Source organism: Corallococcus exiguus (assembly GCF_009909105.1).
GTDB classification, from domain to species: Bacteria; Myxococcota; Myxococcia; order Myxococcales; family Myxococcaceae; genus Corallococcus; species Corallococcus exiguus.
Map to the genome: position 1 here is coordinate 18,341 of NZ_JAAAPK010000013.1, position 24,836 is coordinate 43,176.

General features: G+C 70.1%; 21 protein-coding genes. 12 read left to right on the forward strand and 9 right to left on the reverse strand.

From position 1 onward, the window contains the following. Position 1 precedes the first annotated feature (1 nt). Positions 2 to 1,297, reverse strand: a complete 1,296-nt coding sequence (locus tag GTZ93_RS35925) for a hypothetical protein (RefSeq protein WP_139919330.1) — start codon at positions 1,295 to 1,297, stop codon at positions 2 to 4. Positions 1,298 to 1,320: 23 nt separating this feature from the next. Then, the gene (locus GTZ93_RS35930) at positions 1,321 to 2,421 is read right to left on the reverse strand and encodes a hypothetical protein (RefSeq protein ID WP_139919331.1); all 1,101 of its coding nucleotides are present in this window, start codon (positions 2,419 to 2,421) and stop codon (positions 1,321 to 1,323) included. Positions 2,422 to 2,611: 190 nt separating this feature from the next. Here GTZ93_RS35930 and aspS point away from each other — a divergent pair, with 190 nt between their 5' ends. The 5 genes from aspS (at position 2,612) to GTZ93_RS35955 (ending at position 9,104) form a co-directional block, all read left to right on the forward strand. Continuing rightward, the gene (aspS, locus tag GTZ93_RS35935; protein WP_139919332.1) at positions 2,612 to 4,429 is read left to right on the forward strand and encodes an aspartate--tRNA ligase; all 1,818 of its coding nucleotides are present in this window, start codon (positions 2,612 to 2,614) and stop codon (positions 4,427 to 4,429) included. A gap of 182 nt (positions 4,430 to 4,611) precedes the next feature. After that, positions 4,612 to 5,868, forward strand: coding sequence for a carbohydrate porin (locus GTZ93_RS35940; RefSeq protein WP_139924239.1), 1,257 nt, complete (start codon positions 4,612 to 4,614; stop codon positions 5,866 to 5,868). Between the two features lie 59 nt (positions 5,869 to 5,927). Next, the gene (locus tag GTZ93_RS35945; protein ID WP_161663260.1) at positions 5,928 to 6,917 is read left to right on the forward strand and encodes a cupin-like domain-containing protein; all 990 of its coding nucleotides are present in this window, start codon (positions 5,928 to 5,930) and stop codon (positions 6,915 to 6,917) included. A 322-nt stretch (positions 6,918 to 7,239) separates the two neighbouring features. After that, positions 7,240 to 8,214: a cupin-like domain-containing protein gene (locus GTZ93_RS35950; protein ID WP_257979529.1), complete on the forward strand. Its 975-nt coding sequence runs from the start codon at positions 7,240 to 7,242 to the stop codon at positions 8,212 to 8,214. Next, positions 8,211 to 9,104, forward strand: a complete 894-nt coding sequence (locus GTZ93_RS35955; protein WP_161663261.1) for a cupin domain-containing protein — start codon at positions 8,211 to 8,213, stop codon at positions 9,102 to 9,104. Before GTZ93_RS35950 ends, GTZ93_RS35955 begins: the two co-directional genes overlap by 4 nt. A 12-nt stretch (positions 9,105 to 9,116) precedes the next feature. Here the strand turns inward: GTZ93_RS35955 and GTZ93_RS35960 are convergent, their stop codons facing one another. Both GTZ93_RS35960 and GTZ93_RS35965 read right to left on the reverse strand, forming a co-directional pair. Further along, a complete protein-coding gene (locus GTZ93_RS35960; RefSeq protein WP_161663262.1) occupies positions 9,117 to 11,891 on the reverse strand; it encodes a CHAT domain-containing protein in 2,775 nt (924 codons plus the stop codon). A 126-nt stretch (positions 11,892 to 12,017) separates the two neighbouring features. Continuing rightward, positions 12,018 to 13,682: a M14 family zinc carboxypeptidase gene (locus GTZ93_RS35965; protein ID WP_120580154.1), complete on the reverse strand. Its 1,665-nt coding sequence runs from the start codon at positions 13,680 to 13,682 to the stop codon at positions 12,018 to 12,020. 125 nt (positions 13,683 to 13,807) lie between these two features. Between GTZ93_RS35965 and GTZ93_RS35970 the strand changes: the two genes are divergently transcribed. Genes GTZ93_RS35970 through GTZ93_RS35980 form a run of 3 tightly spaced genes read left to right on the forward strand, consistent with a single transcriptional unit; the run spans position 13,808 to position 16,266 of the window. Further along, positions 13,808 to 14,809, forward strand: coding sequence for a hypothetical protein (locus GTZ93_RS35970; protein ID WP_161663263.1), 1,002 nt, complete (start codon positions 13,808 to 13,810; stop codon positions 14,807 to 14,809). Next, positions 14,796 to 15,902, forward strand: a complete 1,107-nt coding sequence (locus GTZ93_RS35975) for a hypothetical protein (protein WP_139922358.1) — start codon at positions 14,796 to 14,798, stop codon at positions 15,900 to 15,902. Before GTZ93_RS35970 ends, GTZ93_RS35975 begins: the two co-directional genes overlap by 14 nt. 1 nt (position 15,903) lies before the next feature. Continuing rightward, a complete protein-coding gene (locus tag GTZ93_RS35980) occupies positions 15,904 to 16,266 on the forward strand; it encodes a hypothetical protein (RefSeq protein ID WP_257979466.1) in 363 nt (120 codons plus the stop codon). On the opposite strand, the gene GTZ93_RS35985 is transcribed toward GTZ93_RS35980, so the two are convergent. After that, positions 16,235 to 17,074 (reverse strand): hypothetical protein, encoded by an 840-nt coding sequence (locus tag GTZ93_RS35985; RefSeq protein ID WP_315967409.1) that lies wholly within the window; start codon positions 17,072 to 17,074, stop codon positions 16,235 to 16,237. The genes GTZ93_RS35980 and GTZ93_RS35985 overlap by 32 nt on opposite strands. Positions 17,075 to 17,134: 60 nt before the next feature. Here GTZ93_RS35985 and GTZ93_RS35990 point away from each other — a divergent pair, with 60 nt between their 5' ends. The 3 genes from GTZ93_RS35990 to GTZ93_RS36000 all read left to right on the forward strand — a co-directional run bounded on the left by GTZ93_RS35990 (position 17,135) and on the right by GTZ93_RS36000 (position 19,519). After that, positions 17,135 to 18,160, forward strand: a complete 1,026-nt coding sequence (locus tag GTZ93_RS35990) for an AraC family transcriptional regulator (protein ID WP_139922360.1) — start codon at positions 17,135 to 17,137, stop codon at positions 18,158 to 18,160. 108 nt (positions 18,161 to 18,268) lie between these two features. Beyond that, entirely contained in the window at positions 18,269 to 18,619 is a 351-nt protein-coding gene (locus GTZ93_RS35995; RefSeq protein WP_180946165.1) for a hypothetical protein, read from the forward strand. Positions 18,620 to 18,721: 102 nt separating this feature from the next. Next, positions 18,722 to 19,519 carry a hypothetical protein gene (locus tag GTZ93_RS36000; protein WP_161663264.1) on the forward strand — a complete coding sequence of 266 codons (798 nt, stop codon included), beginning with the start codon at positions 18,722 to 18,724 and terminating at the stop codon, positions 19,517 to 19,519. A 4-nt stretch (positions 19,520 to 19,523) separates the two neighbouring features. Here the strand turns inward: GTZ93_RS36000 and nth are convergent, their stop codons facing one another. From nth to GTZ93_RS36015, 3 genes are read right to left on the reverse strand one after another with little or no spacing between them, the layout of a single operon-like run. Next, the gene (nth, locus tag GTZ93_RS36005; RefSeq protein WP_139922364.1) at positions 19,524 to 20,159 is read right to left on the reverse strand and encodes an endonuclease III; all 636 of its coding nucleotides are present in this window, start codon (positions 20,157 to 20,159) and stop codon (positions 19,524 to 19,526) included. 10 nt (positions 20,160 to 20,169) lie between these two features. Next, positions 20,170 to 21,336, reverse strand: coding sequence for an iron-containing alcohol dehydrogenase (locus GTZ93_RS36010; RefSeq protein ID WP_139922366.1), 1,167 nt, complete (start codon positions 21,334 to 21,336; stop codon positions 20,170 to 20,172). 1 nt (position 21,337) lies between these two features. Further along, positions 21,338 to 21,655 carry a putative quinol monooxygenase gene (locus GTZ93_RS36015; RefSeq protein ID WP_139916964.1) on the reverse strand — a complete coding sequence of 106 codons (318 nt, stop codon included), beginning with the start codon at positions 21,653 to 21,655 and terminating at the stop codon, positions 21,338 to 21,340. Between the two features lie 87 nt (positions 21,656 to 21,742). Here GTZ93_RS36015 and GTZ93_RS36020 point away from each other — a divergent pair, with 87 nt between their 5' ends. Next, positions 21,743 to 22,636: a 1,4-dihydroxy-2-naphthoyl-CoA synthase gene (locus GTZ93_RS36020; protein WP_120577562.1), complete on the forward strand. Its 894-nt coding sequence runs from the start codon at positions 21,743 to 21,745 to the stop codon at positions 22,634 to 22,636. A gap of 6 nt (positions 22,637 to 22,642) precedes the next feature. Here the strand turns inward: GTZ93_RS36020 and GTZ93_RS36025 are convergent, their stop codons facing one another. Beyond that, positions 22,643 to 24,706: a lipoxygenase family protein gene (locus GTZ93_RS36025; RefSeq protein ID WP_139916962.1), complete on the reverse strand. Its 2,064-nt coding sequence runs from the start codon at positions 24,704 to 24,706 to the stop codon at positions 22,643 to 22,645. Positions 24,707 to 24,836 lie beyond the last annotated feature (130 nt).

The following is a 24,836-nucleotide window of genomic DNA, read 5'->3' on the forward strand; positions in this document are numbered from 1 at the left end:
CTCACTGGAAGATGCTGGGGCAGGTGGTGCCGCCCGCGGCGCTGGCCGGGCAGAGGTTGGCGCCGATGAGGAGCTCGCGCGGGATCTGCAGGTGGTCCATGAACTCGTTGCAGACGGCCTTGCGCAGATCCAGGTCGGAGATGTGCGAGATGATGGCGGCGGCGGGGACCGCCAACGAGAACTGGGACTGATCCCCCAGCACCAGCTGCGTGTACTGGAAGATGCCCGGCTTCGCGGGGTCGGTGTCGTAGTACGCGGAGACGATGTCGCGCTGCAGCTGGGCCTCCTGGCCGGTGGAGCGGCCCGCCTGGTAGAGCGCGGTCGCCAGCAGCGTGCCCACCTGGTACTCGGCGCCGTCGGAGGAGAAGGTGCCCACGTCCTGCTGCTGCACGCGGGCGTACAGGAGCGCGCTCATGCAGCGGTCCCCGCGCGACAGATCTCTCGCGTCCGTCACCCCGGCGAAGGGGCCGCCGTCGAACGAGGTCGACATGAAGCGCGGATCACACCCGCTGACGCTGCGGCAGGTGGCGCCGTAGGCGTGGTAGTCCGCCAGGCCCTCGTCGAAGGACTTGAGCACGTTGGCGCCCTGGCTGGGGTTCCCCGCGGACCAGTTGGACAACGCCACGGGCAAGGACTGCCCGGCGTACGCCAGCCGGTTGAACACCAGGTGCGAATACTCGTGCGCCATCACCGCCGCGTTGAGGGGCAGGGGCGCGCGCTGGATCTGATCGAACGGCAGCACCATGAACGACTGGAGCACCGGGTAGAAGATGGCGTTGTCGCGCGCCGGCTCCTTGCTCACCTGCGCCTGGATGAACTCAGGGAAGTAGTAGAGCGTCGGCGTGGGCTCGAAGGAGACGACCTTCACGTTGGCGACGGTGCGGAAGTACTCGTTGGCGCGCTCGAGGTTGTAATACGAGGTCACCATGTTCCAGGAGTGGAAGTCCGCGGGCCAGAGGACGTCATCGCCCGTCTTCTCGTCCTTCTGGCTGATGTAGCTGGCCTTCACGTCGTGGCCGGACTTCTTGAGCAGCACCTCCGCGACGTTGTCCGCGGTGGCGTTCTGGAGCGCGGGGTCGTTCACGTCGATGACGATGCGCGCACCGCCCTGGAGGTCGCCGACGGTGCCCTTCAGGCCGACGACGTCCTCGATGGTGGTGAGTTCGACCTGCGTGGGGACGTACTGGCCATTGCTGGAGCGGGACAGGACGGAGACCTTGACGGGGGCCTCGCTGTCCGGCGCGCAGCCCGTGGCCAGGGCCAGCCCGACGGCGGCGGTGGTGACTGTTCGGAGCATGACGCCGTTTTACTCCGGACCGCTCAGAACGTGTATTCCCCTCCGAGTGTGAGCAGGCCGGAGGTGTCCGCGGGGAGGTCCACCGGCACGTCCCGCTGGAGGGCCACGGAGGCCCACAGCCGCACCGCGTCGCCCAGGCGGACCGTCCACCGGGTGGCCACCACGTGGGCCACGCCCTCACCCGGCACGTACCGGGTGAAGGCGTAGGACAGCTGGCCCCGGAGGGCGGGGGTGAGGCGCCAGGAGAGGGACGGCCTCAGGTCCCAGCGGACCGGGGCGGAGGGGAAGCCGGTGGTGGCGTTGACCTCGCCCAGGCGCCGCGCCACGGCCGCGCCCAGGTCGCGCAGCTGGCGGCGGCGCAGTCCCGCCAGGGCCTTGCGGGCGGCCACCCGGCTTTCGAGCTGGGCCTCCAACTGGTCCGTCTCCGCGTCGGTGAACTGGCCCGCGGTGAGCGGGTCCTCGCTGTAGAAGGCAAACGCCCCGCGCAGCCCCAGCTCCCATTGGCCCTTCCAGAGGAGCCGCGCCCCCAGCGTGGGGCGGGCCGACCAGAGGATGTCCTCCTGGGCGTAGCGCTCCGTGGAGGTGCCGTCGGAGACCGTGAGCAGCTGGCGGCGCAGCGGGTTGCGGCTGACGCCCACGCCCGCGTCCAGGCCGTACTCCCAGGTGCCGAAGCCCGCCGAGTCCCAGGCCGCTCCCAGCTGCACCGCCTGGCTGCCGGAGCCCGTCCGGGCGGTGAGGCCGGGGACGTTGAGGCGGGGGCGCTCCTGGGTCAGCTCCGTGTCCGAGGCCTTGGACAGGCCCAGGCTGACGACGCCGGACAGGAGCCAGTGCTCGCCCGCGAGGTGGTCCATGCCCACGGAGAGCTGGTGGATGGCCGCGGTGCCGGATTCCGGACGCACGCCGGTGTAGCCCAGCGTGACGAAGGTCGCTTCCCCCACACCCACGTCGCCCAGAAGGCTCCACAAGACATAGCCGTGGCCGCCGCTCGCCTCGAGCGTGACGGAGCTGTCCGCCACTTCCGCCCCTGCGCTTCGCGCCCCCAACAGCGCCAGCAGCACCCACCCCGCGCGCACGCACGGGGGCATGCCCTTGGGCCGGCGGCGGGTCTCCAGGTCCCCCTGCATGGAAGCTTCAACCCGCGATCCAATTCCGGGTTGCGGGGACGTGCGCGCCTGCCTGCTCATGCGCCCGTCTTCCGAGGGAGATGGAGGTGAAAACACGGGGGTGTTCGGGCCATGGATTCCTTGACGCGTCGTTTCCACGATCCGCTATGGTGCCCGGCCTTCCTTCCCGAACCAAACGCAGGCGGTCTCCATGGCGGTCCCGTTCATTTCAGAGGTCAAGCGTACCCACACGTGCGGTCAGCTCACGGCCGCGAACGTTGGCGAAGAAGTGGTCCTCTTCGGCTGGGTGCACAACCGCCGCGACCACGGTGGCGCGGTGTTCATCGACCTGCGGGACCGCGAAGGGCTCACCCAGGTGGTGTTCGAGCCGGACAGCAAGGAGGCCCATGAGACGGCCGGCCACCTGCGCCTGGAGTACTGCGTCGGCATCAAGGGCAAGGTGCTGTCGCGCGGCAAGAACGTGAACCCGAAGATGAAGACGGGTGAGATCGAGGTGAAGGCCTCGGACCTGACCATCTTCAACCGCTCGGAGCCCACGCCGTTCCTCATCGAGGACAACGTGGAGACGTCCGAGGAGAAGCGCCTGGCGCACCGCTACCTGGACCTGCGCCGCGGGCCGCTCCAGAAGACGCTGATGACGCGCTCGAAGATGAACACGCTGGCGCGCTCGTACATGGCGGGCAACGGCTTCCTGGAGCTGGAGACGCCCTTCATGGGCAAGTACACGCCGGGCGGCGCGCGTAACTTCCTGGTCCCCAGCCGCCTGAACCCGGGCAAGTTCTACGCGCTGGCGGAGAGCCCGCAGCTGTACAAGCAGCTGTTCATGGTCGCGGGCTTCGACCGGTACTTCCAGATCGTGAAGTGCTTCCGCGACGAAGACCTGCGCGTGGACCGGCAGCCGGAGTTCACCCAGATCGACGTGGAGATGAGCTTCGTCACCCAGGACGACATCTTCACCATCATCGAGGGCCTGCTGAAGAAGCTGTGGGGCGAGGTGCTGGGCATCGACATCCCGACGCCCTTCATGCGCATGGACTTCTACGAGTCCATGGCGAAGTACGGCAACGACAAGCCGGACCTGCGCTTCGGGCTGGAGCACGTGGTGCTCACGGACGTCATCCGCGAGCACGGCGCGGCCGGCGGCGTGCCCATGATGTGGGACGCGGTGCAGGACAAGGGCATCGTCAAGGCGATGGTCGTCCCGGCGGAGAAGGCGCTGTCCCGCGCGGAGAGCGACAAGCTGGAGGACTTCGCGAAGCAGGCGGGCGCCAAGGGGCTGGCGCGCGCGAAGGTGGGCGAGGGCGGTGAGTGGACCCAGTCCCCGCTGTCCAAGACGATTACGCCGGCGCTGCGGCTGGCCATCAACCAGGCCGTGAACGCGAAGACGGGCGACCTCATCCTGTTCCAGTTCGGCCGCGAGTCGCTGGTGCACACGGTGATGGCGAACCTGCGCGTGCACGTGGCGAAGAAGCTGGGCCTCATCCCCGAGTACGGCAGCGGCGGCCAGTGGAAGTTCCTCTGGGTCGTGAACCCGCCCCTCTTCGAGTACGACGAGGAGACGAACACCTGGGCGGCGGCGCACCACGCCTTCACCCGTCCGCACGACGAGGACGTGCAGTACCTGGGGACCGACCCGGGCCGCGTGAAGTGCCACCGCTACGACGTGGTGCTCAACGGCTTCGAGATTGGCGGCGGCTCCATCCGCCTGCATGACCCGAAGGTGCAGAGCGAGGTGTTCAAGGCGCTGGGCATCCAGGAGGAGGAGGCGCGCGTTAAGTTTGGCTTCCTGTTGGACGCGCTCAAGTTCGGCGCGCCCCCGCACGGCGGCATCGCGCTGGGCATGGACCGCCTGGTGATGCTGCTGACCGGCGCGGAGTCCCTGCGCGACGTGATTCCGTTCCCCAAGACGAAGACGGGCACGGACACGATGACGGGCGCTCCCGGCGACGTGGACGAGAAGCAGCTGCGCGAGCTGCACGTGCGCTCGGTTCCGCTGCCGCAGAAGTAGTCAGTCACGTCCCGCCGGGAGGAGGACACTCCCGGCGCGCTGCTTTCGTTGCTCGCCGCACCCCGGGCCGTTCGAAGGGCCCGGGGCAGTGGCTGGAAGCCGACGGACAGCCCCCCGGCACGGCTGGACATCCCGGTGGCCATGGCCATTGGGGACCCGTGGCGTGCGAGGGGGAGGGCGCGATGCGGGGACGGGCGTTCGGGGCCTGGGTGCTGGCGTGGGCCCTGCTGTGCGCGGGGCCGGTCTTCGCGGCCGAGACGACGAAGATGCCCCCGGGCCTCACCGGTGGCTGGGGCGGGGCGCGCGGGCTTCTCTACGAATTGGGTGTGGCGCTCCAGGTCCGCTACGTGACGGAGCTCGCCTTCAACGCGCGCGGTGGCAAGGGCCATGCGCTGCGGCAGGCGGGCCAGCTCAACGTGGGGCTGGGTCTGGACATGGAGAAGCTGGCCGGGCTCAAGGGCGGCACCTTCCAGTTCACGTTCACGTACCGCAACGGCAACAACCTGAACGCGGACATGGAGCTGGGGAACCTCCAGCTGGTGCAGGAGGTGTATGGGCGCGGCAACGTGGGGCGCCTCACGCAGCTCTGGTGGGATCAGCTCTTCTTCGGCGAACAGGTGCACCTGAAGCTGGGGCGTATGACGGTGGGCGAGGACACGGCGGACTTCCCCTGCGACTTCCAGAACCTGTCCTTCTGCGGCGCGCAGCCCGGCAACATCGTGGGCAACTACTGGTTCAACTGGCCGGTGAGCCAGTGGGCCACGCGGCTGCGCGTGGACCTGGCGAAGGTGGCGTACGTGCAGCTGGCCGCGTACGAGATGAATCCTCGCAACCTGGAGGAGGCCTTCTATCTGGGGCGCTTCAGCGGGGCGACGGGCGTGATGTTGCCCCTGGAGCTGGGCTGGAACCCGAAGTTCCGCGGCGACCGGCTGGAGGGGCTCTACAAGGTGGGCGTCTGGTACGACACGTCCAACGCTCCGGATGTGTTGCTGGCCGGCGTGGAGCGCGATGGGAGATACGGCATCTACTTCGTCGCGCGCCAGCAGCTCACGCACGTGGCGGGCTCGGAGAACAAGGCGCAGGGCCTCAACGTCTTCGTCCGCCTGACGCACACGGACCTGGACACCTCCACGCAGGACGGCCAGTACACGCTGGGCCTGGGCTACACGGGCGTCTTCGGCCGGGCGGATGACGACGTGGGCTTCGCGCTGGGCGCCACGCACACCAACGGGCGCTACGTCACCGCGCAGCGGCAAAAGCAGGCGCAGGACCCCGACACGCCCATCCCTCGCACGGAGTACCTGGGCGAGCTGTACTACAGCCTCCATGCGACGCCGTGGCTCGTGCTGCGGCCCAACTTCCAATACATCCGCCCCGGCGGTGACGAGGACGCGCGCAACATCATCGTCCTGGGCCTCAAGGGGGCACTCACCCTGTAGGGCATGTGGGGAGAGGGCCCCCTTTCCGTGCCGCTTCGCGGGTGGCCTAGAGTGGGGCCATGGCCTTGTCACCCTCGTGGGATGCGTGGCTGTCGGAGAACCTGCTGCGGGGCGTGCCTGAGGAGGCGCTGGCCCGGGCACTGGTCGCCGGAGGGGTGGCTCCGGAGGAGGCTCGCTCGGAGGTGGCTCGCGCGCGGCGGCACCCGGCGGTGGAGGCCGGGGGCTCGCGCGGGGCGCTGGGGGCGGAGGTGGTGTCGCTCCTGGACGTGCGCGCGTCGCTGCATGCGCAGTCCCGCAGGACGGTGGAGCGGCGGCGGGGCGTGTCCGCGGAGGAGTTCCAGGCCCGCTACTACCGAGCGCACCGGCCCGTCGTCCTGGAGGACTTCCTGGAGGGCTGGCCGCTGTTGGAGCGCTGGCGACCGGAAGCGCTGGCGCGGGACTACGGCGACGTGGAGGTGGAGGTCATGGCGGGCCGCGAAGCCCGCGTGGACCATGACGTGTCACCGGATGCGTGCCGCACGGTGATGCGACTGGGCGACTTCCTCCACCGGCTGGAGCACGGCGGGACGTCCAACGACCTGTACCTCACCGCGCGCAACTTCGCGCTGGAGCGGCCGGAGCTGCGGGGGCTGCTGGAGGACCTGCGGCCGGCCCCGGGCTTCGTGTACCCGAAGCGGCAGCACGGGAGCATCAAGCTGTGGGTGGGGCCCGCGGGCACGCACACGGCGCTGCACCATGACGTGGACTCGGTGCTGTTCTGCCAGGTCCACGGGCGCAAGCGCTTCTGGTTGGTTCCGTCGTTCGAGACGCCTCGCCTGTACAACCGCGAGCACGTGTGGAGCCCGGTGGACGCGGCGGCGCCGGACCTGGGGCGCTTCCCGGACTTCGCCACCGCGCACGTGCACGAGGTGGTGGTGGGCCCGGGGGAGATGCTCTTCATCCCCGTGGGCTGGTGGCACCAGGTGCTCGCGCTGGACGTGAGCGTGTCGCTGACGTTCCAGTCGCTGGAGGTGCCGGGCGGAAACGCGCGGTGGCACACCTTCGGTTGAGGTGTGCCCTCCGCTTCAATGGCTTGCGTCAGCCGTTGAGGTTTTCGTCCTTCGGCGTTTCAGGAAGGGGCGGTGTGGACGGCGGCGGCGTGAGCGATGGTGTTTCAGGCGTCCGCTTCCGGCTGAGGTCCTCCTGCGCGGGATCACACGGGGGATTGGGGTTCGGGACGATCTTGTATGAGTTCTCGGGAGGCGTCATGGAGTCCGCTCGGGGTGGATGTGAACGACCCAAATGGTTCAGCCCGATTCAAGGGGGCTGGCGATGACGTCTTCCCTCCCCCCTGTATGGAGAACGTGGCTCGCGGAGAACCTTGCGCGTGGGGTGTCTTCCGAGAGCCTCGTGGCCCGTCTGGAGACGGCTGGAATCGCGCCAGAGGTTGTCTGGGAAACGATTCGGGCCGCGGAGATACATCCGGCGGTGATGCGGGCGCGTGAATTCACGACACGTCTGGGATTGCTTGAATCACTGCTGGAGACACGGTCGGTGTCGCGACGGCAGGCATTGCCCTCGTCGCGCGTGGAGCGGCGGTCCCGGCTGGCGCCAGCGGAATTCTTCACGGATTACTACCGGCGCAACCGGCCGGTTGTCATTGAAGGCTTGATGGAGGACTGGCCGGCGCGGACGCGGTGGACGCCCGGGTGGATGGCCGAGCGTTTCGGTGACGAGACGGTGGAGGTGATGGCGGGGCGCGATGCCCAGGAGATGCCGGACCTGCACGCGGACCGCCTGCGCCGGGACGTGCCGCTGCGGGAATTGCTGACGCGGTTCGACGGTGCGCCGGCGAACGACATGTATCTGGTGGCTCGGAACAGCCTGCTGTTGCGTGACGCGTTCCGGCCGCTGCTGGAGGACCTGCGTGCGCCGGAGGGTTACATCCATCCGGACCTGCATGGGCCCGACCGCGTGCACCTGTGGCTGGGGCCGGCGGGGACGCTGTCCAACCTGCATCATGATCACCTCAACGTCCTGTTCTGCCAGGTGTGGGGGCGCAAGCAGGTGTGGCTGGCGCCGTCGTGGGAGACGCCGTGGATGTCCAACGTGCGCGGCTTCTACAGCGCGGTGGACGTGCTGGCGCCGGACCTGGAGCGCTTCCCGGACTTCGCCCGGGTGGCGTTGCACTCGGTGGAGGTGGGGCCAGGGGACACGCTCTTCATCCCGGTGGGGTGGTGGCACGCGCTGCGGGCAGTGGAGCCGAGTCTGTCGGTGACGTTCGTGAGCTTCGAAGAGACACCTGGGATGAACACCTGCTGGCGTGAGGGCTGGCTGGGCGCCACGCCTCCGGAGGAGCACCGATGAGAGCTTCGCGTGAAGTGGAGGCGGGGACTTCGCCGCTGACACCCGAGTGGCGGCGGTGGCTGGTGGAGAACCTGGTTCGCGGTGCGTCGGCGAAGGAGCTGGTGGCGTCGCTGGAGAAGGCCGGGGTGTCGGCGGAGCAGGCGCGGCGGGCGGTGGAGGTGGAGCAGGAGGAGCCCTTCGTCGCGGGCGCGCTGCGTGCGGTGGGCATGCAGCGGAAGCTGGAGGGGCTGCTGGACGTGTACGCGGAGCTGTTCCAGCAGACGGATGGACCGCCGCGCGTGGACCGGCATGACGCGCTGACGCCCGCCGCGTTCTTCGAGCGCTACTACTTCGACAACCTGCCCGTGGTGCTACGGACGGAATGGAGCGCGTCGCTGGAGCCGGAGGCCTGGAGCCCCGGGAACGTGGCCTCGCTGTTGGGCGAGCGTGAGGCGAGACACGCGTGCTGCGTGCCCCCGTTCGAGGACTCGCGGCTGGAAGCCCTGGCCCGGGGGCTGACGCCGCTTCGGGGCTTCACGGCGGAGGACGCTCGTGCGTGCGAGCCCCGCCTGTGGTGGGAGCCGCCCGGCGCGGAAGTGCCCCTGCGCGCGGCGCGGCGCAACGTGCTGCTGGCGCAGGTGCATGGGGAGCGGCGGCTCCAGCTCGTTCCGGCCTTCGAGTTGCGGCGGATGGCCCTGGCGTCGCCGGAGCCTGACGACGCACCCCTGCGCCTGGACGTGACGCTGTCGCCGGGAGAGTGCCTGCTGCTGCCGGTGGGTTGGTGGTACGGCTTCAGCGCTCCCGGGGGCGGCGTCGCTGTCTCATTCGAGGCCTTCGCGCTGCCGGAGCCGAACGTGACGTGGGACGCCGACGCGGAGCCCCAGCCTTCGCCGCTGCCTCCTCGCGACTGAGGGCCGCGGGCGCTACTGATACAGCAGCACCTTGTCCACCCAGTGCATGTTGGGTTGCTTCTTGTGCCAGTCGAGGCGCTCGGCTCGCAGTGCCTGGGAGGGCTCCTCGCCGGACTGGATGCGCTCGCGCACCGCGCGGAAGAAGGCGCCCGCGTCGTTGGGGATCTCCGCCGTGGCCGCGAAGACGGCCCGCGCTCCCGAGGCGACGAACGCCTGCGGCAGCGATGACGTCTCATGCAGGATGGGCGGCAGGCGGGCCGCGCTGCATGCGCCCAGCACCACCAGGGGGGCGCCGTGCAGATGCCGACGGCGCAGCTCCTCCGCTGTGAGCGCGTAGCGGCCGTCTTGCTGCGGCGACAGCGCGATGACCGTGGCGTCCGACAGCGCGCGGTCCACCATTCCGTGCGCGTGGATGTCGATGTCCGTGGCCTGCTCCATCGCCTCCAGCACGCGCTCGGGCGTGGCCTGTGCGCCCTTGAGCCGCAGGAGCCGCTGCGCGCCCGCCAGGTCCAAGTCCGCCGCCGAGGGCAGCCGCGCCAGCTTCAGCGTCAGGGGCGGCTCCACATCCGATACCACGACGTGCAGGGGCGGCTTCGCGGGGGACGACGCGTGCGCGCCCGTGCTGACCCGGTAGCTCCAGGCCAGCTCCACCGGCAGGATGCCCGCGCGGCTGTCCAGGGGCGGCGCGGCCAACACCGCCACGCGGGGACAGTCGCGCAGCAACTCCACCAGCTCGCCGGGCACCAACCCCGTCAGGTCATCGCGCAGGGGCACCGTGCGCGAGGCATCATAGTGGCCCTGCACCTGTCCCCGTGGCCCGCGCACCACTGTCACGGTGCGCTCCGCCTCCACCGCCGCAGCCAGCACGCAGCCCTCCGGCACGGGCACCTGGAGGCTTTCGGCCACCACGTCCATGGCCTCCCGGAAGGCCCCGGCGTGGCCCGCGCTCACCGCGAGCGTCTGGAAGGCCACCGCCCTGGCGTCGCGCGCGTCCGCGTTCACCCGCAGGAGCGGCTCCGCCTCCGCGATGGTCTGCCGCAGCACCCGCTGGCCCTCGCGCCAGTCTCGGTCCACCGCGAAGCGTCCTCGGATGAGCGTGGCCAGCACGCGCCGCCCCGCGTTCTCGCGAAGCGGACTCACCCGTGCCAGCTCCGCCATCAGGAGTGCCTCGTCGGACGGACGGGGCGCCAGCCGCGCCAGGTCCGCGAGGATCCACGCGCCCTGGAGCCCGGGCGTCTGGCCGCACGCGAGCGATTCCTCCATCTCCTGCCGCGCCTCCTGAGGACGGAAGCGCATCAACGCCAGCGAGGCCAGGTTGCGGTGCGCCTGCGTGCGCGCCACGCAGTTGTCGGGCTGACGGGCCAGGGACTCGGTGAGATAGGCGCGCGAGAGCGCCACCCGCACCTGGAAGCGCGTCGCGTTGGCCAGCATCACCAGCGCCTGTCCCTCGCGTTCCCATTCGCCCAGCGCGGCGGCCTCCTGCCACGCGGTCCTCGCCGACTCCTCGCCTTCCACCAGCCGGTTCGACGCGGTCGCGCGGCTGCTCAACCGGATGAGCAGATCCACGCAGCGCAGGGGCAGCTTCTTCGCGCGGCACTCACCCAGCGCCTCCCGCAACCGGTCCCCGGCCTGCGTCCCCTGGCCCGACAGGTCGTCCAGCCGCGCGCTCTCCTGCTCCACGCGCGAGAGGATCCAGGGATCCGTCTCACCCACCGTCAGGGCGCGCAGCTCCTCGTGCGTGCGTGCCACGCCCGGCGTGCGCAGCAGCGCGCCCAGCAGCAGGTCCTTCGCCGTGGGCTCCTGGCGCAGCCGTTCGATGAGGCTCGCGGGGGTGGGGTGCGTGTCTTGAACCAGCTTCGCGTACTCCCGCGCGAGCGGCGCCCGGCGCGCGAAGTCCTGCACCGCCAGCCGCCGCACGGTGTCCACCAGCACGGTGCCCCCGCCGGCCGCGTGGTCCAGCACCTCCGCGAGCGGCAGCAGGGCCTCCACCTGTGCGGAGCTCTCCGACGTGGCCAGCAGATCGTAGAACGACTCGCGCGCCACGCCCGGGAAGCGGGCCGCGGCCTCCACCGGCAGGGGCGCCTGGGGCGAGCGCAGCCGGGCGTGGAAGGCCTCGCGCGTGGCCTTCCATGCATCCGCCCGGGCCTGGAACCGGGCGCGCAGCGTCCGTGCCTGCTCGCGCGCCTCGTCGCTCCAGCCGGGCTCGCCCTTCGCGGCCACCGCTTCGAACGCCGTGGCGGAGAGGAGCGTCAACCCCAGCTCGCGCGCCACCACGGCGCGGTTCCATCGCGCCTGCGGGTGCTCGGGCATGGCCTCCAGCGTGGCGTCCAGCAGGGTCAGGGCTTCGTCGGAGTGGCCGCGCAGGATGGCGACGGCGGCCAGGTCACTGTCGCGGTCCAGCGAGGGCGACGCGCGCTTCAGGTACGCGAGCCCCTGCTCCGTGTCGCCATGCAGCAGGTAGCTGACGCCCACGCCGTGCGCGTCGCCGCGCTCCTCCAGGCTGGACAGCGCGCCCAGGGGCACCGGCGGGGCCAGCGCGTCTCGTCCCGGCGGGGGCGCGTGGGGGCGGTACACGTCCGCGGCGGGGAGGCTCAGCCGTACTTCCAGGGGACGGTGGGACGCTTCCGAGAGCCACAGCGCGGGCGTCTCAGGCCCGTCGCTCCGCTGCTTCCAGACGCGCACGGCGACGAAGCCCAGCGCCATGCAGAGCGCCAGGGCCACGAGTCCCCAGACGCGCGCCACGCCTGTGCGCCCCGGAAGGCGCGTGCCTGGGGGCGTTTGCCGCATGCCAGCCATCCGGGGCCTCCCGCGTGCCCCCGCACCATCTCCGCGGGTCCTGCGGGGCCCAGTCTACGGCCAATGCCCCCGGGCATGACAGACCCGGGGGCGAGGAGGTGTCCGGAGGTGTGACGCCTACTCCACCTTCAGGGGGGGACGGGTGGCCTCCACGACGCGGTGGATGGGGTACAGCTCGCCCACCGTGAGGCTGTCATCCAGGAACTGCCAGCGGCAGAAGCCGTCGTCCGAGTGCGGCTCCAGCAGGTAGGTGATGAGCGTGCCCGTGCGCTGGTCGGTGGGGACCTTGAGGGTGCCGGCGGGGAACTCGCGCTCGGAGCGCTCGGGGGCCACGGTGAGGATGGTCTCGAAGCGCACCGGCTTGGGCTTCTGGCTCAAGGGGACTTCGTCCTGGCCAGGGGGCGGCACGTTGGCGGCGACGTCCGGGCTGAAGGTCTGCTCGCGGCGGGCGATGCGGTAGCTGTCCACCTGGAAGCGCTGCGCCTTGGCCAGCTTCTCGAAGCGGATGCCGTGGCCTTCCAGCCGGGACGCGAGCGACGCGGGCACCAGGTACGCGGACGGCGTGCTCACCGACTGCGTGGGCACGAAGGTGCGGTAGTGCGGCGTCTTGTAGACCTTCTTGCGCTTGCCCGGGTAGCGGCGCGCCTGGATGCTGGCCTCGTCGAAGGAGTTGATGGCCGCGATGTCCTTGCCCAGCACGTAGGCCGGGTAGTCGAACACCAGCGCCCCTTCCGCGTCGCGCTGGGCGACGCCGAAGTTGATGCCCACCCATTCCTTCGCGTCGGGGGACTTGCCGCGCGCGATGATGGTGGCCTCCTCGAAGGACGTGGCGGTGCGGTAGTCCTTCGCGTAGCGGGCGGCGTCGCGGATGAGCTCCAGCACCCACGCGCGGATGACGGCGCAGCGGCGGGGGAAGTCGATGTAGCTGTAGGTCTCCAGCAGCACGTCCAGCCGGCCCAGCAGGCCCCGGTAGTGGCTGCCGAAGCGGGGCAGCGCGGGGTAGGTGTGCCAGCCGGAGGTCGGGTCGCCTTCCTTGAGGAAGTTGCCGTACCAGAAGCTGTCGAAGCCGTGCTTCTTCTTCACGGCGGCGGACACGCGCTCGGCCAGCTCGCGGTTGAAGTCCCGCGACATGTGCATGAGGTCCGCGTTGCCGTGCGGGATGTCGAAGGTGAGGTCGAACCCGTGGATGCTGCCGTCGGTGGTGTGGCAGTCCACGAAGAGGTGCGGCCACCACGTCTGGTACAGCTTCGCCATGGCGCGCGTCTCCGGCGCCTCCTGCTTCATGTTGTCGCGGTTGAGGTTCCAGCCCTCGCCCGTGTAGCGCATGCCCACGCCACCGGGCGGGTTGACCTGGCCCTCCAGGTTCTTCAAATCCAACGCGCGGTTGCCCTTGCTGATGCGATCATTGCCGTCCGGGTTGAAGTTGGGGACGAACACGAGGCACAGCCGGTCCAACAGCTTCTTGCCCAGCGACGTGAGCGTGAGGTCCCGCGCGAGCGCCTGGAGGGTCTCCTTGCCCTCCACCTCGCCGGCGTGGATGTTGGCCTCCACCATCACGATGATCTTCTTCTGCTTGTTCGCCAGCTCCGGCGTGAAGCAGTTGCGGTCGCTGAGGATGAGCGCCATGAGCGGTTGACCTTCACCGCTCTGGCCGAAGTCCACGCGCTTGGCGAGCTTCGTCTGGGCACACAGGGCGTCGACGAAGGCGACCACGTCGGCGCTGCGGGACGTTTCCTGGTAGTCGGTGGCTTCCGCGCGGGTGAGCAGCTTGGGAGTGGGCATAGGTGCCGCGCATCCGAGCGCTCCGGCCCTGCCGCGTCAAGCACGCGCGATAGGGGGCCGTCTTGCCGCGCCGTGGCGGTGTCCCATATGAAACCCCGACGAAATTGTGCAGTGGAGGGGGCCTCATGATGCGCAGTGATCAGCGGCACGTCTGGGGCGTGTTGTTGGCGGGCGCCGCGGCGCTGTCTGGCGCCGGCTGCAAGAAGGAGCAGCCCGCGACGGTGGACGCCGGCGTGGCGGCCGTGGCCGTGGTGGACGCGGGCACCCGGGGCGTGGACGCGGGGACGGTGGCGAACGGGGGGAAGCCGCTGCGCTTCTCGAACGTGGGGCTCCAGCGCGCGGAAGACGGCAGAGTGACCGTGACCTACACGCTCACCAACCCAGGCACGGCGCAGGCGCGCGAGAAGGTGTGCCTGATGCTGCTCGACGCACATGAGCTGGCCATCGAGGTCGGGGGGCTGGGGAGCATCACCGTGAAGGGCGGGTTGGAGGACACGTTCGAGGACCGGGTGTACGTGGACGACCTGAAGTGGAACCAGGTCCGCTCCTTGAGGCTCTTCACGACGGCGGCCAACGACTACTGCTCCGACACGCCCATCAAGCCTGCCAGTGAGCCCTTCCGGATGCTCCCGACGGGAGCCCCCGCGCCCGCGGACCTACCGCTGCCCGATCCACCCCCGGCGTCGCTGGCGGAGGACTTCGAGGTGTCCGGCCTCCAGCTGCGCCAGGCCGGGACTCCGGAGGGCCCCTCCCTCACCTTCACGGTGAAGAACGTGAGTGACCACCGGGCCTCGGGGGCGGGATGCCTGCGGGCCTACGCGCAAGAGGGCTCACGCGCTTTGGAAGAGGTCGAGGTCGGGGAGTTCGATCTGGCCCCGAAGGCTTCGTCGACCCAGACGGCCCCCGTCGCCTTTCATCGCGCCAGACACTGGGAGGAGGCGACGGTGCTGCGCTTCTTCATGGGCCCCTATGGCTGCGTGATGTCGGAAGGGGCAGGCGGCCCGGGCCATCCCGTCACCCTCCCGGAGAAGGCCGTCGCAGGTGACGCGGCGAGTCCTCCTGACGCGAGCGATGCGCAGCCCCCGGCGGCGCCCGGCAGCGAAGAGGTTCATCATGATGCGGAGTGACTGGCCGGTGCGGATCCTGTGCGTGCTGCTCCTGTGCGGCGCGGTGGTGTCCGGGTGCAAGAAGGAACAGCCCCAGGCGAGCGCGCCGGTGGACGCGGGCGTGGTGGCAATGGCCCAGGCGGGTGTCCCGGAACCGAAGCCGGTGGCGAAGGTGGCGAAGCCGCTGAAGTTCTCCGGCGTGACGCTCAAGCGGGACCCGCACTTCGTGAACGTCACGTACACGCTCACCAACCCCGGGACGGCGCAGGGACGTGGGGAGTCCTGCCTGGCGCTGCTCGACGAGATGGGCTTCGTCACCTACGAGCGGAACCTGGGAAGCATCACCGTGAAGGGCGGCACGGATGACGTCTTCAACGACAACATCTCCCTGCCGGAGGAGAACTGGGATTCGGTCCTGACGGTGCTGCTGTACACGGTCAGGGGGAGTCGTTGCGAGGGGGCCGACTTCCAGGCGGCCAGCGAGCCGTTGCGACTGCGTGCCACGGGAGAGCCCGCCTCCGCGGACGCGCCGGCCCCCCGACGGCCAGGAAGACTGGAGCCGGGAGAAATGGAGCTGTCCGGCGTCAAGCTGTGGCAGGGAGGCGAAGGCGACGAGTACCAACTCCGATACACGCTGAAGAACGTGAGCAGGCGGCGCATCAACGCCCAGGTTTGCGTCCAGGGGTATGCAGAGGACGAGGACGTGAGCGAGGACAGGGCCTCCGTGTTGGCGGACGACCTGAGCATGCACAGTCTGGCGGCCGGGGCGACAAAGACCTTCACCGAAAGGGTCGAGCTCGCGGACAGCCAGCGCTGGGACGAGGTGGTTGCGCTGGACGTGTTCCTCGATGCGCGGGGATGTGAGTCGAAGCCGGAGAAGGCGCCGGTCCGCCTGCGGTTCGACAAGCTCGCGGCCCTCAAGGCTTCCGACGAGGACGGGTCGCAGCTGGGCGAGAGCGACGCAGACGACCCCGATGAGGAGGCGGAGGAGAGCACCGCCGAACCCGCCGAGGAGGAGACGGGGATGGACGAGAGCGACGCCTACGACCCCGAGGTGGAGTTCCCCCAGCCGCCACCTGAACCTGACGACGCGTCGGAAGAGACGGCGGATTGACATGTCCATGGGCCTGGCCACATCCCCGCTGTTCGAGCGGCTCCAGCGCGCGGATCACGTGCTCCTCGCGGGCGCGGGAGGCGGCTTCGACATCTACTGCGGCCTGCCGCTGTATTTCCGGCTGCGCGCGATGGGCAAGCGCGTGTCGTTGGCGAACCTGAGCTTCACGGTCCTGGAGCGCGTGGATGGACGCGTCGTGGCCCCGGGGCTGATGGAGGTCCGCGCGGAGACACAGGGGCCGGCGCACTACTTCCCGGAAGGCGTGCTCGCCCGCTGGTTCCAGGCGCGCGGCGAGTCCGTCTCCATCTACAGCCGTGGAAGGACATCCCCGTCTAGCGCACGGGCATCCCGAGCACGTAGGTGACGGCGCCCTTGCCCTTCTCGCGCACCACTCCCACCTCCCACGTGTAGCCGGGGCGCTGGAGGCTTTGGGTCAGGGCCTTCAGTTCCTCTGGCCGGTGGGCCCGCAGCGTGGACACCAGCCCGTCCCACGCGAGCGCCAGCGGCGCCACCGGCACCGCGTAGGTGAGCAGCAGGCGCAGCGGCGTCAGCGGCCGGATGAGCGGCGTGAAGAGCAGCACCAGCAGCGGCACGAGCAGCGTGCCCAGCACTCCGCCCGGCGTGCGGTGTACGACCTCGAAGGCCGCGAAGGCTTCGCCGCGCCGCTGCGCGTCCTCCAGCACCTCGCGCACCTCCTCCGGCCGGAAGTGGTGCAGGGCGTTGAAGAGCGTACGCATACCGCGCAAGTCCTCCGGCACCTGCCTCGCATCCTCGGGCCGGGGCAGGTACGTGGCACCTTCCGCCCGCGCCCGCTCGGCGGCCTCCGCGTTGGGGTACAGGTCCGTGAGCACCGCCCGCGTCTTCAATCCGTGGCGGGCCTCCAGCATCCGTTGCAGGCGGGGCACGGGCCCCTGGCCGCCGGAGCCCAGGTCCACCAGCGTGTCCGTGCCGGACGCCTGGAGTCCCTTCGCGAGCACGTCCGTCGCCGCGTCGAACATCCCCAGCCGAGCGGCCACCGTGTGCAGGTAGTCCGTGGACAGGTTGCGCACCGCGCGCGGATACCAGGGCTGATCAATCAGCTCGAAGAGGTGCAGGCGGGGCAGCAGGGTGGGGTGCTCGGTGGCGGTGGAGTCCATGCGGGACAAGGTGCCGCCCGCGTATGGGGGATGCACTGACCGCTGGCGCCAGAACGGCTTGCTGCTCGCGCCAGACGGTCGCTAGCGTCCCTGCCCGTGTCGTCCTCCGCTCCTCCTTCGCTCTCCGCACGCTTGGCCCGGCAGGGGCTGCTCGCGGCGTCGAAGCGCGGTGTGCCCGCCGAACGGCTCTGTGAAGAGGTGGGGCTGCGGTGGTCGGACCTGGGCGACCCGGAAGCGCGCATCCCCTACGCCGTGCTGGACGCCATCCTGGAGCGGGCCGTGGCGCTCACCGGGGATGACAACCTGGGGCTGCACATGGCGGGCATGGACGTGATGGACGCGGATGATCCCGCGTCGCTCGTCATCCTCACCAGCGGCAACCTCCGCGAGGCCATGATTCGCGGCTGCCGCTACCATCGCGTCTGGGGCGACGGTGAGCGCTTCGTCGTGGAGGACACTCCGCGCGGCGTGCGCATGCGATTCATGCCCGTGGGCCCCTCGTGGCGGCCGGCGCACCGGCATCTGGCGGAGGTGGCGCTGGTGCAGCTGGCCACGGGCGTCCGCGTCTTCACCGGCGCGGACGTGCGGCCCCTGCGCGCGCGCTTCGTCCACGGGGCGCCCGCGGACCTGCGCGAACACGAGGCCCTCTTCGGCTGTCCGCTGGAGTTCAACGCTCCGGCGAACGACCTGGAGTTCTCCGCCGGGGACGCGGACCGGCCCTTCGTCCACGCGGACGCGCTGCTCAACGCCGTGTTCGAACACCATGCGCGCCGCGCGCTGGAGCGGCTGCCTGTCACGGACACCCTGTCGGATCGCGTGCGGGAGCAGGTGCGGCGGACGCTGGCGGGAGGCGACTTCTCCTTCGCCGCGGTGGCGAGGGCCCTGCGCGTTCCACCTCGCACGTTGCAGCGCCAACTGGCGGCGGAGGGCCGCACCTACGCGGGCACCGTGGAGGCGCTGCGGCGCGAGCTGTCCCAGGGCTACCTCCAGCGGCGCATGTCCATCGCGGAGGTGTCCTTCCTGCTGGGGTACGCGGAGCCGGCCGCCTTCCACCGCGCCTTCAAGCGCTGGTGGGGCACGTCCCCGGAGGCCTTCCGCAAGGCCCGGGCGGCCGGGGGCTGACAGGCAAGCGGCGCCCCGAGGCCTTCCGAGCGGGGAAGCGGGACTCCGTCCGGAAGCGGGCATGCCTACGTTTCACTCCAGAGGGCCGGGACCCTCGGGGAGACGACCATGTGGACACGCCACTTCAACGGGCTCGTCGTGCTGGGTGTGATTGGAACGGTGGGCTTCACGACGGGCTGCAATGAGCGCCAGCAGCAGGCCGTCAACGAGAACGCCCGACAGGCCGGGCAGGAGGTAGGCGAGGCCGCCAGGGACGTCCAGCATGGCGCCAGCAGGGCTGCGGAGAGCATCCGCGAGTCCAGCCGCGAAGCCGCCGACGGTTTCCGGGAAGGCGTGGGCGGCTCGGGTAACTCGACTTCCGAGGAACAGAAGGCCGACGAGCGGAGCGGGGACGGGCCGGACATCGGCCGCAACCCGGGCGTCATCAACGACAGGGAAGGGCCGCTGGAAGAACGCTGAAAGACGCAACGCGCCGGACACGCCGCGGCCCGGCGGTGTGTTTGAATGTGGACCATGGTTGTGGCCCCAGCCCTCCGTGGTCCCCTTCAGTCCCTTCTACGCGTGTCGTGCCTGTTGCCGTGCCTGCTGACGGTGGCGTGCGTGACGACGCACGAGGCGACGCGCGCCCCCACGTTGGAGGAGAAGTGCGACGGCGGGAGCGCCTGGGCCTGCGAGACCTGGGCGAAGCAGCTCCAGGTGGACAACCGGACGGAGGAGGCGGACCGGGCCCTGGGGCTCGCGTGCGCGATGGGCTCCACGTCCGCCTGCCTGTCGCAGGGCAAGGACCGGCTGTCTCGGGGCGACCTGGACGGCGCGGAGTCGCCGCTGCGCAGGGCGTATGACGAGGAGTCGGAGGAGGCCACGCTGGCGCTCGCGGACCTCGAGGACGCGCGCGGGGACGTGGCGGGTGCGGCGCACTTCCGTTACGAGGCGCTGTCCATCGACAAGTCGACGACGGAGTTCGCGTTCGGCTGGCGCGTCCCGTTCGACGGCGGCATGGGCCTGGCGATTGACGTGAACGTGCAGCCCATGGGGCTCAAGGCCCGCCGGCTGACGCTGGGCGCCAACATCAGCATGGACCCGAAGCGGGTGTCGCTGAACGCCACCGTGGGCTACCAGCACTTCGTGACGAACTGGTTCGCGCCCTATGCCCGGGCGCTGGTGGGCCCGTACATTGATGACTCGGCCTCGCGGCGCACCCCCATCAACCTGGGCGCCGAGGTGGGCATGAAGTTCTTCGCGGGCCCCCTGGGCCACCTGGGCACCGGGTTCGGCACCTCGCTGGACGGCTCCACCTACTACTTCCTCCAGGCCGGTCTGGACTGGGTGCTGACGCTGGTGGTGCTCGCGCACATGTGAGGGCTCAGGCCACGCCCAGCTTGGGGCACACGTCGTTGAGGAGGCACTCCGAGCACTTGGGCTTCTTGGCCACGCAGGTGTAGCGGCCGTGCAGCACCACGGCGGGGCCGAAGAAGGTCCAGTCGTCATTGGGCACCAGCTTCATCAGGTCCGTCTCGATGGCCTCCGGCTTCTCCTGCTTCGTCAGGCCCAGGCGCTGGCTGACGCGGGCCACGTGCGTGTCCACGATGATGCCGGAGGCCTGCTGGAAGGCGGTGTTGAGCACGACGTTGGCCGTCTTGCGCGCCACGCCGGGCAGCTCCACCAGGTCCTCCATGCGGTCGGGCACCTCGCCCTGGTGGGCGTCCAGCAGCGCGCGGCTCATGGCCTGCACCGTCTTGGTCTTCTGCTTGAAGAAGCCGGTGGGCTTGAGGTCCTCCTCCAGCTCCGCGGTGTCCGCGTCCGCGAGCGCCTGGGGGCCGTCGTACTTCTTCCACAGCTCGGCGGTGACGCGGTTGACGCGCTCGTCGGTGCACTGCGCGGCCAGGATGGTGGCGACCAGCAGTTCGAAGGGCGTGTTCCAGTTCAGCTCGTACTTCGCGTCGGGATACTTCTCACGCAGACGTTCGAGCACCACGGGGACGAGGGCGGCGGGTTTCATGGGTGGGTCCTCACATCGACCGTTCGACGAGCGCCGTCAACTCCGCGTCCGTGAGCGGAAGCGGATTGCCCTTCATGCTGCTGGCGGCGCGGGCCTTGGTGACGAGTTCAGGAATGGCCGAGTCGGTGAGGCCCATGTCGCGCAGGCCCCGGATGCGCACGGCGTGGACCAGGTCCTTCACCCAGAGGATGCCGTCCTCGGCGCGGGCGTTGGACTGGCCGGTGAGCAGCACCGCCAGCTCGCGGAAGCGGGGCAGGGCGGGGTGCTCCGGAGCGCGCGAGCGCAGCGCCTCCAGGTTCAGCTCCAGCGTGGCCCCGAGCAGCGCGGCGCACAGCGCGCCATGGGCCGCGCCGAGCATCCCGCCCAGCGGCGCCGCGAAGCCATGCACCGCGCCCAGGCCTGAGTTGGCGAGGCACAGGCCGCCGAAGAGGCTGGCGATGGCCAGGTCTTCGCGCTCCGCCGGGCCGGGGCCGTGCAGCACCGCCTTGCGCAGGGAGCGCGCTGAACGCTGCATGCCTTCACGTGCGAGCGCGTCCGTGAGCGGCTGGGCGCGGATGGACAGGAACGGTTCGATGAGCTGTGACAGCGCGTCCAGGCCGCCGGCCGCGAGCACGTCCGAGGGCGCATGCTCCAGCAGGTCCGGGTCCACCAGGGCGACGCGAGGGAGCATCATCGGGCTGCGCAGGCTGGCCTTCACGCCGGCCTCCTTCGAGCCCAGAACCGCGTTGCGCGTCACCTCCGAGCCGGTGCCCGCGGTGGTCGGCACGGCCACGAACGGCAGCGACGGTTTCGTCAGGGCCTGTCCCCGGCCGATGACCTCCAGGTAGTCCAGCGGGTCGCCCCCGTTGGCGGCGAGCGCGGCGATGGCCTTGCCCGCGTCGAGCGCGCTGCCTCCTCCGATGGCGACCACTGCGTCACAGCCTGCGTCCACGGCGGCGGCGGTGCCTTCGCGTGCGAGTTCGACGGTGGGCTCGCCCGGGACGCGGAAGGAGGCGGAAGGGATGCCCAGCCGTTCGAGCCCCGCGCGGACGGGTTCGGCGCGGGCGGGGCGGGTGCCGGTGACGAGCAGGACCTTCCGGCCGCCGAGGCCGCGCACGAGGTCGGGGACTTCCTGGACGCGGCCCGGGCCGAAGAGGACGCGGGTGGCGGTGGCGAACTCGAAGGGGGCGGTGGGCATGTCACCAGGCCGCGTCGTCGGGGAAGCGGTTGGTGTAGCGGTGGGGGATGCGGGGCTCGGCCAGCATGGGGGCGACGGTGTCACGCCACGTGAGGTAGTGGGCGGTCTCCTTGTGCGCGGCGGGGGCGTCCGGCGTGCGGTAGGCTTCCACGAGGACGAAGCGGGTGGGGTCGTCGTTGTCCTGGCAGACATCGAAGCGGGCGATGCCGGGCTCCTTCACGCTCTCGCGGGCGTTGGCGAGGGTGGCCTGGAGGAAGGCGTCGACGTGCTGGGGCAGCACGTGCACATGGACATGGACGACGAGCAGGCTCGTGGACATGGCGCGCACGGTAGCGCGGGCGTCCCCGAGCGGAAACCGCTAGGGTTCCGGGCCGTTCACTCCCTCATTTTCGGAGCAAGACTGCGCATGGTCTCGGACCTCTTTGACGCGTCCCGCTGGCAGCCGGTGGAAGGCCACAAGTTCAAGGACATCACGTTCCACCGCGCGGTGGACCAGGGCACGGTGCGCATCGCGTTCAACCGGCCGGAGGTGCGCAACGCGTTCCGTCCGAAGACGGTGGACGAGCTGGCCCGGGCGCTGGAGGCCACGCGGTTCATGACGGACGTGGGCGTGGTGCTGCTCACGGGCAACGGGCCGTCGCCGAAGGACGGCGGGTGGGCGTTCTGCTCGGGAGGCGACCAGCGCATCCGCGGCAAGGACGGCTACAAGTACGAGCCCGGCGAGGACGCGGCGGACCCGGCGCGGCTGGGGCGGCTGCACATCCTGGAGGTGCAGCGGCAGATCCGTTTCCTGCCGAAGGTGGTGATGGCGGTGGTGCCGGGCTGGACGGCGGGTGGCGGGCACAGCCTGCACGTCGTCTGTGACCTGACCATCGCGAGCAAGGAACACGGGATGTTCAAGCAGACGGACGCGGACGTGGCCAGCTTCGACGCGGGCTACGGCAGCGCGCTGCTGGCGCGGCAGGTGGGGCAGAAGCGGGCGCGCGAAATCTTCTTCCTGGGCCAGGCCTACACGGCGGACGAGGCGTTCCAGATGAACGCCATCAACAAGTCCGTGCCGCACAAGGACCTGGAGAAGGTGGCGCTGGAGTGGGCGGCGGAGATCAACACCAAGAGCCCCACGGCCATCAAGATGCTGAAGTATGCCTTCAACCTCCCGGACGACGGGCTCGTGGGCCAGCAGCTCTTCGCGGGCGAGGCCACGCGTCTGGGCTACGGCACGGAAGAGGCACAGGAAGGCCGCGACGCGTTCGTCCAGAAGCGCAAGCGCGACTTCAAGCGGTTCCCCTGGACGTACTGATTCCGCTCAGATGTTGATGCGGGAGCTGACCGTCCGGACATCCAGGCCCAGGGCCGCGAAGTCCGCGGCACGGGCCCGGAGCAGCTCCAGCAGCCGGGGATGCATGTCTTCTTCTTCGTTGGACAGGATGAAGCCGTAGTTCGTCTTGGACAGCATCCAGGAGATCCACAGCATCTCCGTCGCCTCGTCAGGCGTCGGCGCGACGTCCAGGTCCTCCTCGGTGGACAGCGCGCCGCCCTTGCCCCAGCGCAATCCCAGACACGAGTACAGGACCTCGCCCGCGTCCTCCCACTGGAGGTTGTTCGCCCAGGCGTGGCGGAACGTCGCGAAGAAGATGACGTAGCGGCAGAGGTGCTTCAGCGCCTCGACCTCGCCTGGCAGGGGCGTATCCGTCCGAGTCACGGCGCTCACGGCTTTCGTCGCGGGCTCCGCGACCTTCGCCCCCAGGTCCATGCGCTCCGAGCGCACGAACCACGGCGCTTCTTTTCCTGGAACCGTCGCTCGCAGGTAGCGGCACACGAACGCCGGTGCGGAATGCGCGACCAGGTCGTCCGAGAACCGGCGCACCTCCTGCCATTGCGCCTCCACCGCCGCGCCGTGCTCCGCGAAGAACGCGTCGACGTGCTCGCCGAGCAGCTTCCAGAACAACTGCCCCGCCTGCGCGTAGCGGTGGCCCTCGCAGACTGGCGTCGCGGGCGCGAAGCCCTTCCAGTCGTAGCTGCCCATCAGGTGTTCCAACCGCTGGTGGATGCCTGCTTCCGTCAACGCACTGGCCCGCGTGATGTACCCCGTGGGGCCCACCAGGAACCCGGTGGCGGCGTGGTTGATCAACACCACCTCCCGCAGGTGCGGCATGAGCAACCAGCGCAAGGGGTTGTGCCGCAGGTTCCGATGCGCGGCGATGGCGTACTGCTCCACGTTGAAGTGGCACTGTCCCAGGTGGTTGCCCAGCTCCACGTCCAACGTCGCGCTCACGCGAGCCATCCGCTTCGCCGCTTCCCAATCCGCGCCGTCCGCGGGCGTGTACGTCCTGCGAGTCACCGGTGAGCCGGGCGCCGTTGCTCCGGGTTCCCGCATCCCCAGGATGATCCGCTGGGGCATCAGCTTGCCATCCACCAGCCGCAGCCGGAGGTCCACGTCCGGCAGGCAATGCACGCCGTCCTGCTCGTAGGCATTCCACGGCAGATACAGCCGGAAGGCCTGCGCATCCCCAGGCACCTCGGGGTCGCGGTCCAGGATGCTGGAGAACATCCCGTTGAGCAGCCGCTCGCCGAACCACGCATCACTCCGCGAGGAGCCCGGGGACTCCCGCTCCATCCGGACCGTCGTCGTCTCCGGATACTCCGCCTGGATCTTCCCCAGGCTCGGCGCCTGTCCCAGCCGGATCTGCAGCTGGTGTTGCCGCTTCACCAGCTCGATGGGCGCGACGGCCTTGAGCATCGCCAATGCGCGCCCTGGTGCATACGCCGTGGGTGGAGTGCCCTCTTCCACCACGAGCAGCCGCGCCAGCGGCGTCGACGGATCGTATTCCCAGTACGGCAGCCGCAACGTTCCGAAGTCGTGGTCAAAGCCTGCGTGGTCATCCGGCCCCGGCTCGGAACCGATGCGCTTCCACGTCTCCACCACACGGCCGTCCTGCCGGAAGGTGTGCTGCGGTTCAAAGAAGCGCAGCTCCAGGTCTGGCAGGTCTCCTTCGCCCGCGTCCGCCGGGTCGTAGCGGATGACGAACGACCCATCCGCGCCCGTGAAGGTCTCGCCCAGGAAGTCGTCTGGCGTGCCGAAGTCCCGGTCCCACAGCTCCACCTTGACGTGATGCATGGGAATGGGGCCTTGCGGCCCGTCCTGCTCGAACATCAGCCGGCCCGTGACGACGGCCGGGAGGGTCGACGGATCCCGCGACGCTCGCGGCGCACGCACGCGCTCGACCAGGTTGCGGCTGACCGCCAGCCGCTCCTTCAACCCCAGCCCCGAGTACCACCGGGCCAGCTCCTCCGCCTCCAGGAGTGGCGGCTCCCCGGCCTTCGAAGCGAACCCCAACGAGGTCAACAGACGGCGCCAGGCGGTGGGCATCAGCTCCGTGCCTCAATCAGGGAACGACGGGAAGCAGGCTTCATCGTGCGGGAAGGTAACACGCACCGGGTCGAGCACCGCCGCATGCGCATACGGCAAACCCATATCCGGGTGTTCGCCCCGGAGGGCA

Excerpts from the sequence above, each read along its gene's own strand:
- GTZ93_RS35925 (WP_139919330.1), bottom strand. The coding sequence starts at position 1,297 with ATGCTCCGAACAGTCACCACCGCCGCCGTCGGGCTGGCCCTGGCCACG.
- GTZ93_RS35930 (WP_139919331.1), bottom strand. The coding sequence starts at position 2,421 with ATGCAGGGGGACCTGGAGACCCGCCGCCGGCCCAAGGGCATGCCCCCG.
- aspS (WP_139919332.1), top strand. The coding sequence starts at position 2,612 with ATGGCGGTCCCGTTCATTTCAGAGGTCAAGCGTACCCACACGTGCGGT.
- GTZ93_RS35940 (WP_139924239.1), top strand. The coding sequence starts at position 4,612 with ATGCGGGGACGGGCGTTCGGGGCCTGGGTGCTGGCGTGGGCCCTGCTG.
- GTZ93_RS35945 (WP_161663260.1), top strand. The coding sequence starts at position 5,928 with ATGGCCTTGTCACCCTCGTGGGATGCGTGGCTGTCGGAGAACCTGCTG.
- GTZ93_RS35955 (WP_161663261.1), top strand. The coding sequence starts at position 8,211 with ATGAGAGCTTCGCGTGAAGTGGAGGCGGGGACTTCGCCGCTGACACCC.
- GTZ93_RS35960 (WP_161663262.1), bottom strand. The coding sequence starts at position 11,891 with ATGCGGCAAACGCCCCCAGGCACGCGCCTTCCGGGGCGCACAGGCGTG.
- GTZ93_RS35965 (WP_120580154.1), bottom strand. The coding sequence starts at position 13,682 with ATGCCCACTCCCAAGCTGCTCACCCGCGCGGAAGCCACCGACTACCAG.
- GTZ93_RS35970 (WP_161663263.1), top strand. The coding sequence starts at position 13,808 with ATGATGCGCAGTGATCAGCGGCACGTCTGGGGCGTGTTGTTGGCGGGC.
- GTZ93_RS35975 (WP_139922358.1), top strand. The coding sequence starts at position 14,796 with ATGATGCGGAGTGACTGGCCGGTGCGGATCCTGTGCGTGCTGCTCCTG.
- GTZ93_RS35980 (WP_257979466.1), top strand. The coding sequence starts at position 15,904 with ATGTCCATGGGCCTGGCCACATCCCCGCTGTTCGAGCGGCTCCAGCGC.
- GTZ93_RS35995 (WP_180946165.1), top strand. The coding sequence starts at position 18,269 with ATGTGGACACGCCACTTCAACGGGCTCGTCGTGCTGGGTGTGATTGGA.
- nth (WP_139922364.1), bottom strand. The coding sequence starts at position 20,159 with ATGAAACCCGCCGCCCTCGTCCCCGTGGTGCTCGAACGTCTGCGTGAG.
- GTZ93_RS36010 (WP_139922366.1), bottom strand. The coding sequence starts at position 21,336 with ATGCCCACCGCCCCCTTCGAGTTCGCCACCGCCACCCGCGTCCTCTTC.
- GTZ93_RS36015 (WP_139916964.1), bottom strand. The coding sequence starts at position 21,655 with ATGTCCACGAGCCTGCTCGTCGTCCATGTCCATGTGCACGTGCTGCCC.
- GTZ93_RS36020 (WP_120577562.1), top strand. The coding sequence starts at position 21,743 with ATGGTCTCGGACCTCTTTGACGCGTCCCGCTGGCAGCCGGTGGAAGGC.
- GTZ93_RS36025 (WP_139916962.1), bottom strand. The coding sequence starts at position 24,706 with ATGCCCACCGCCTGGCGCCGTCTGTTGACCTCGTTGGGGTTCGCTTCG.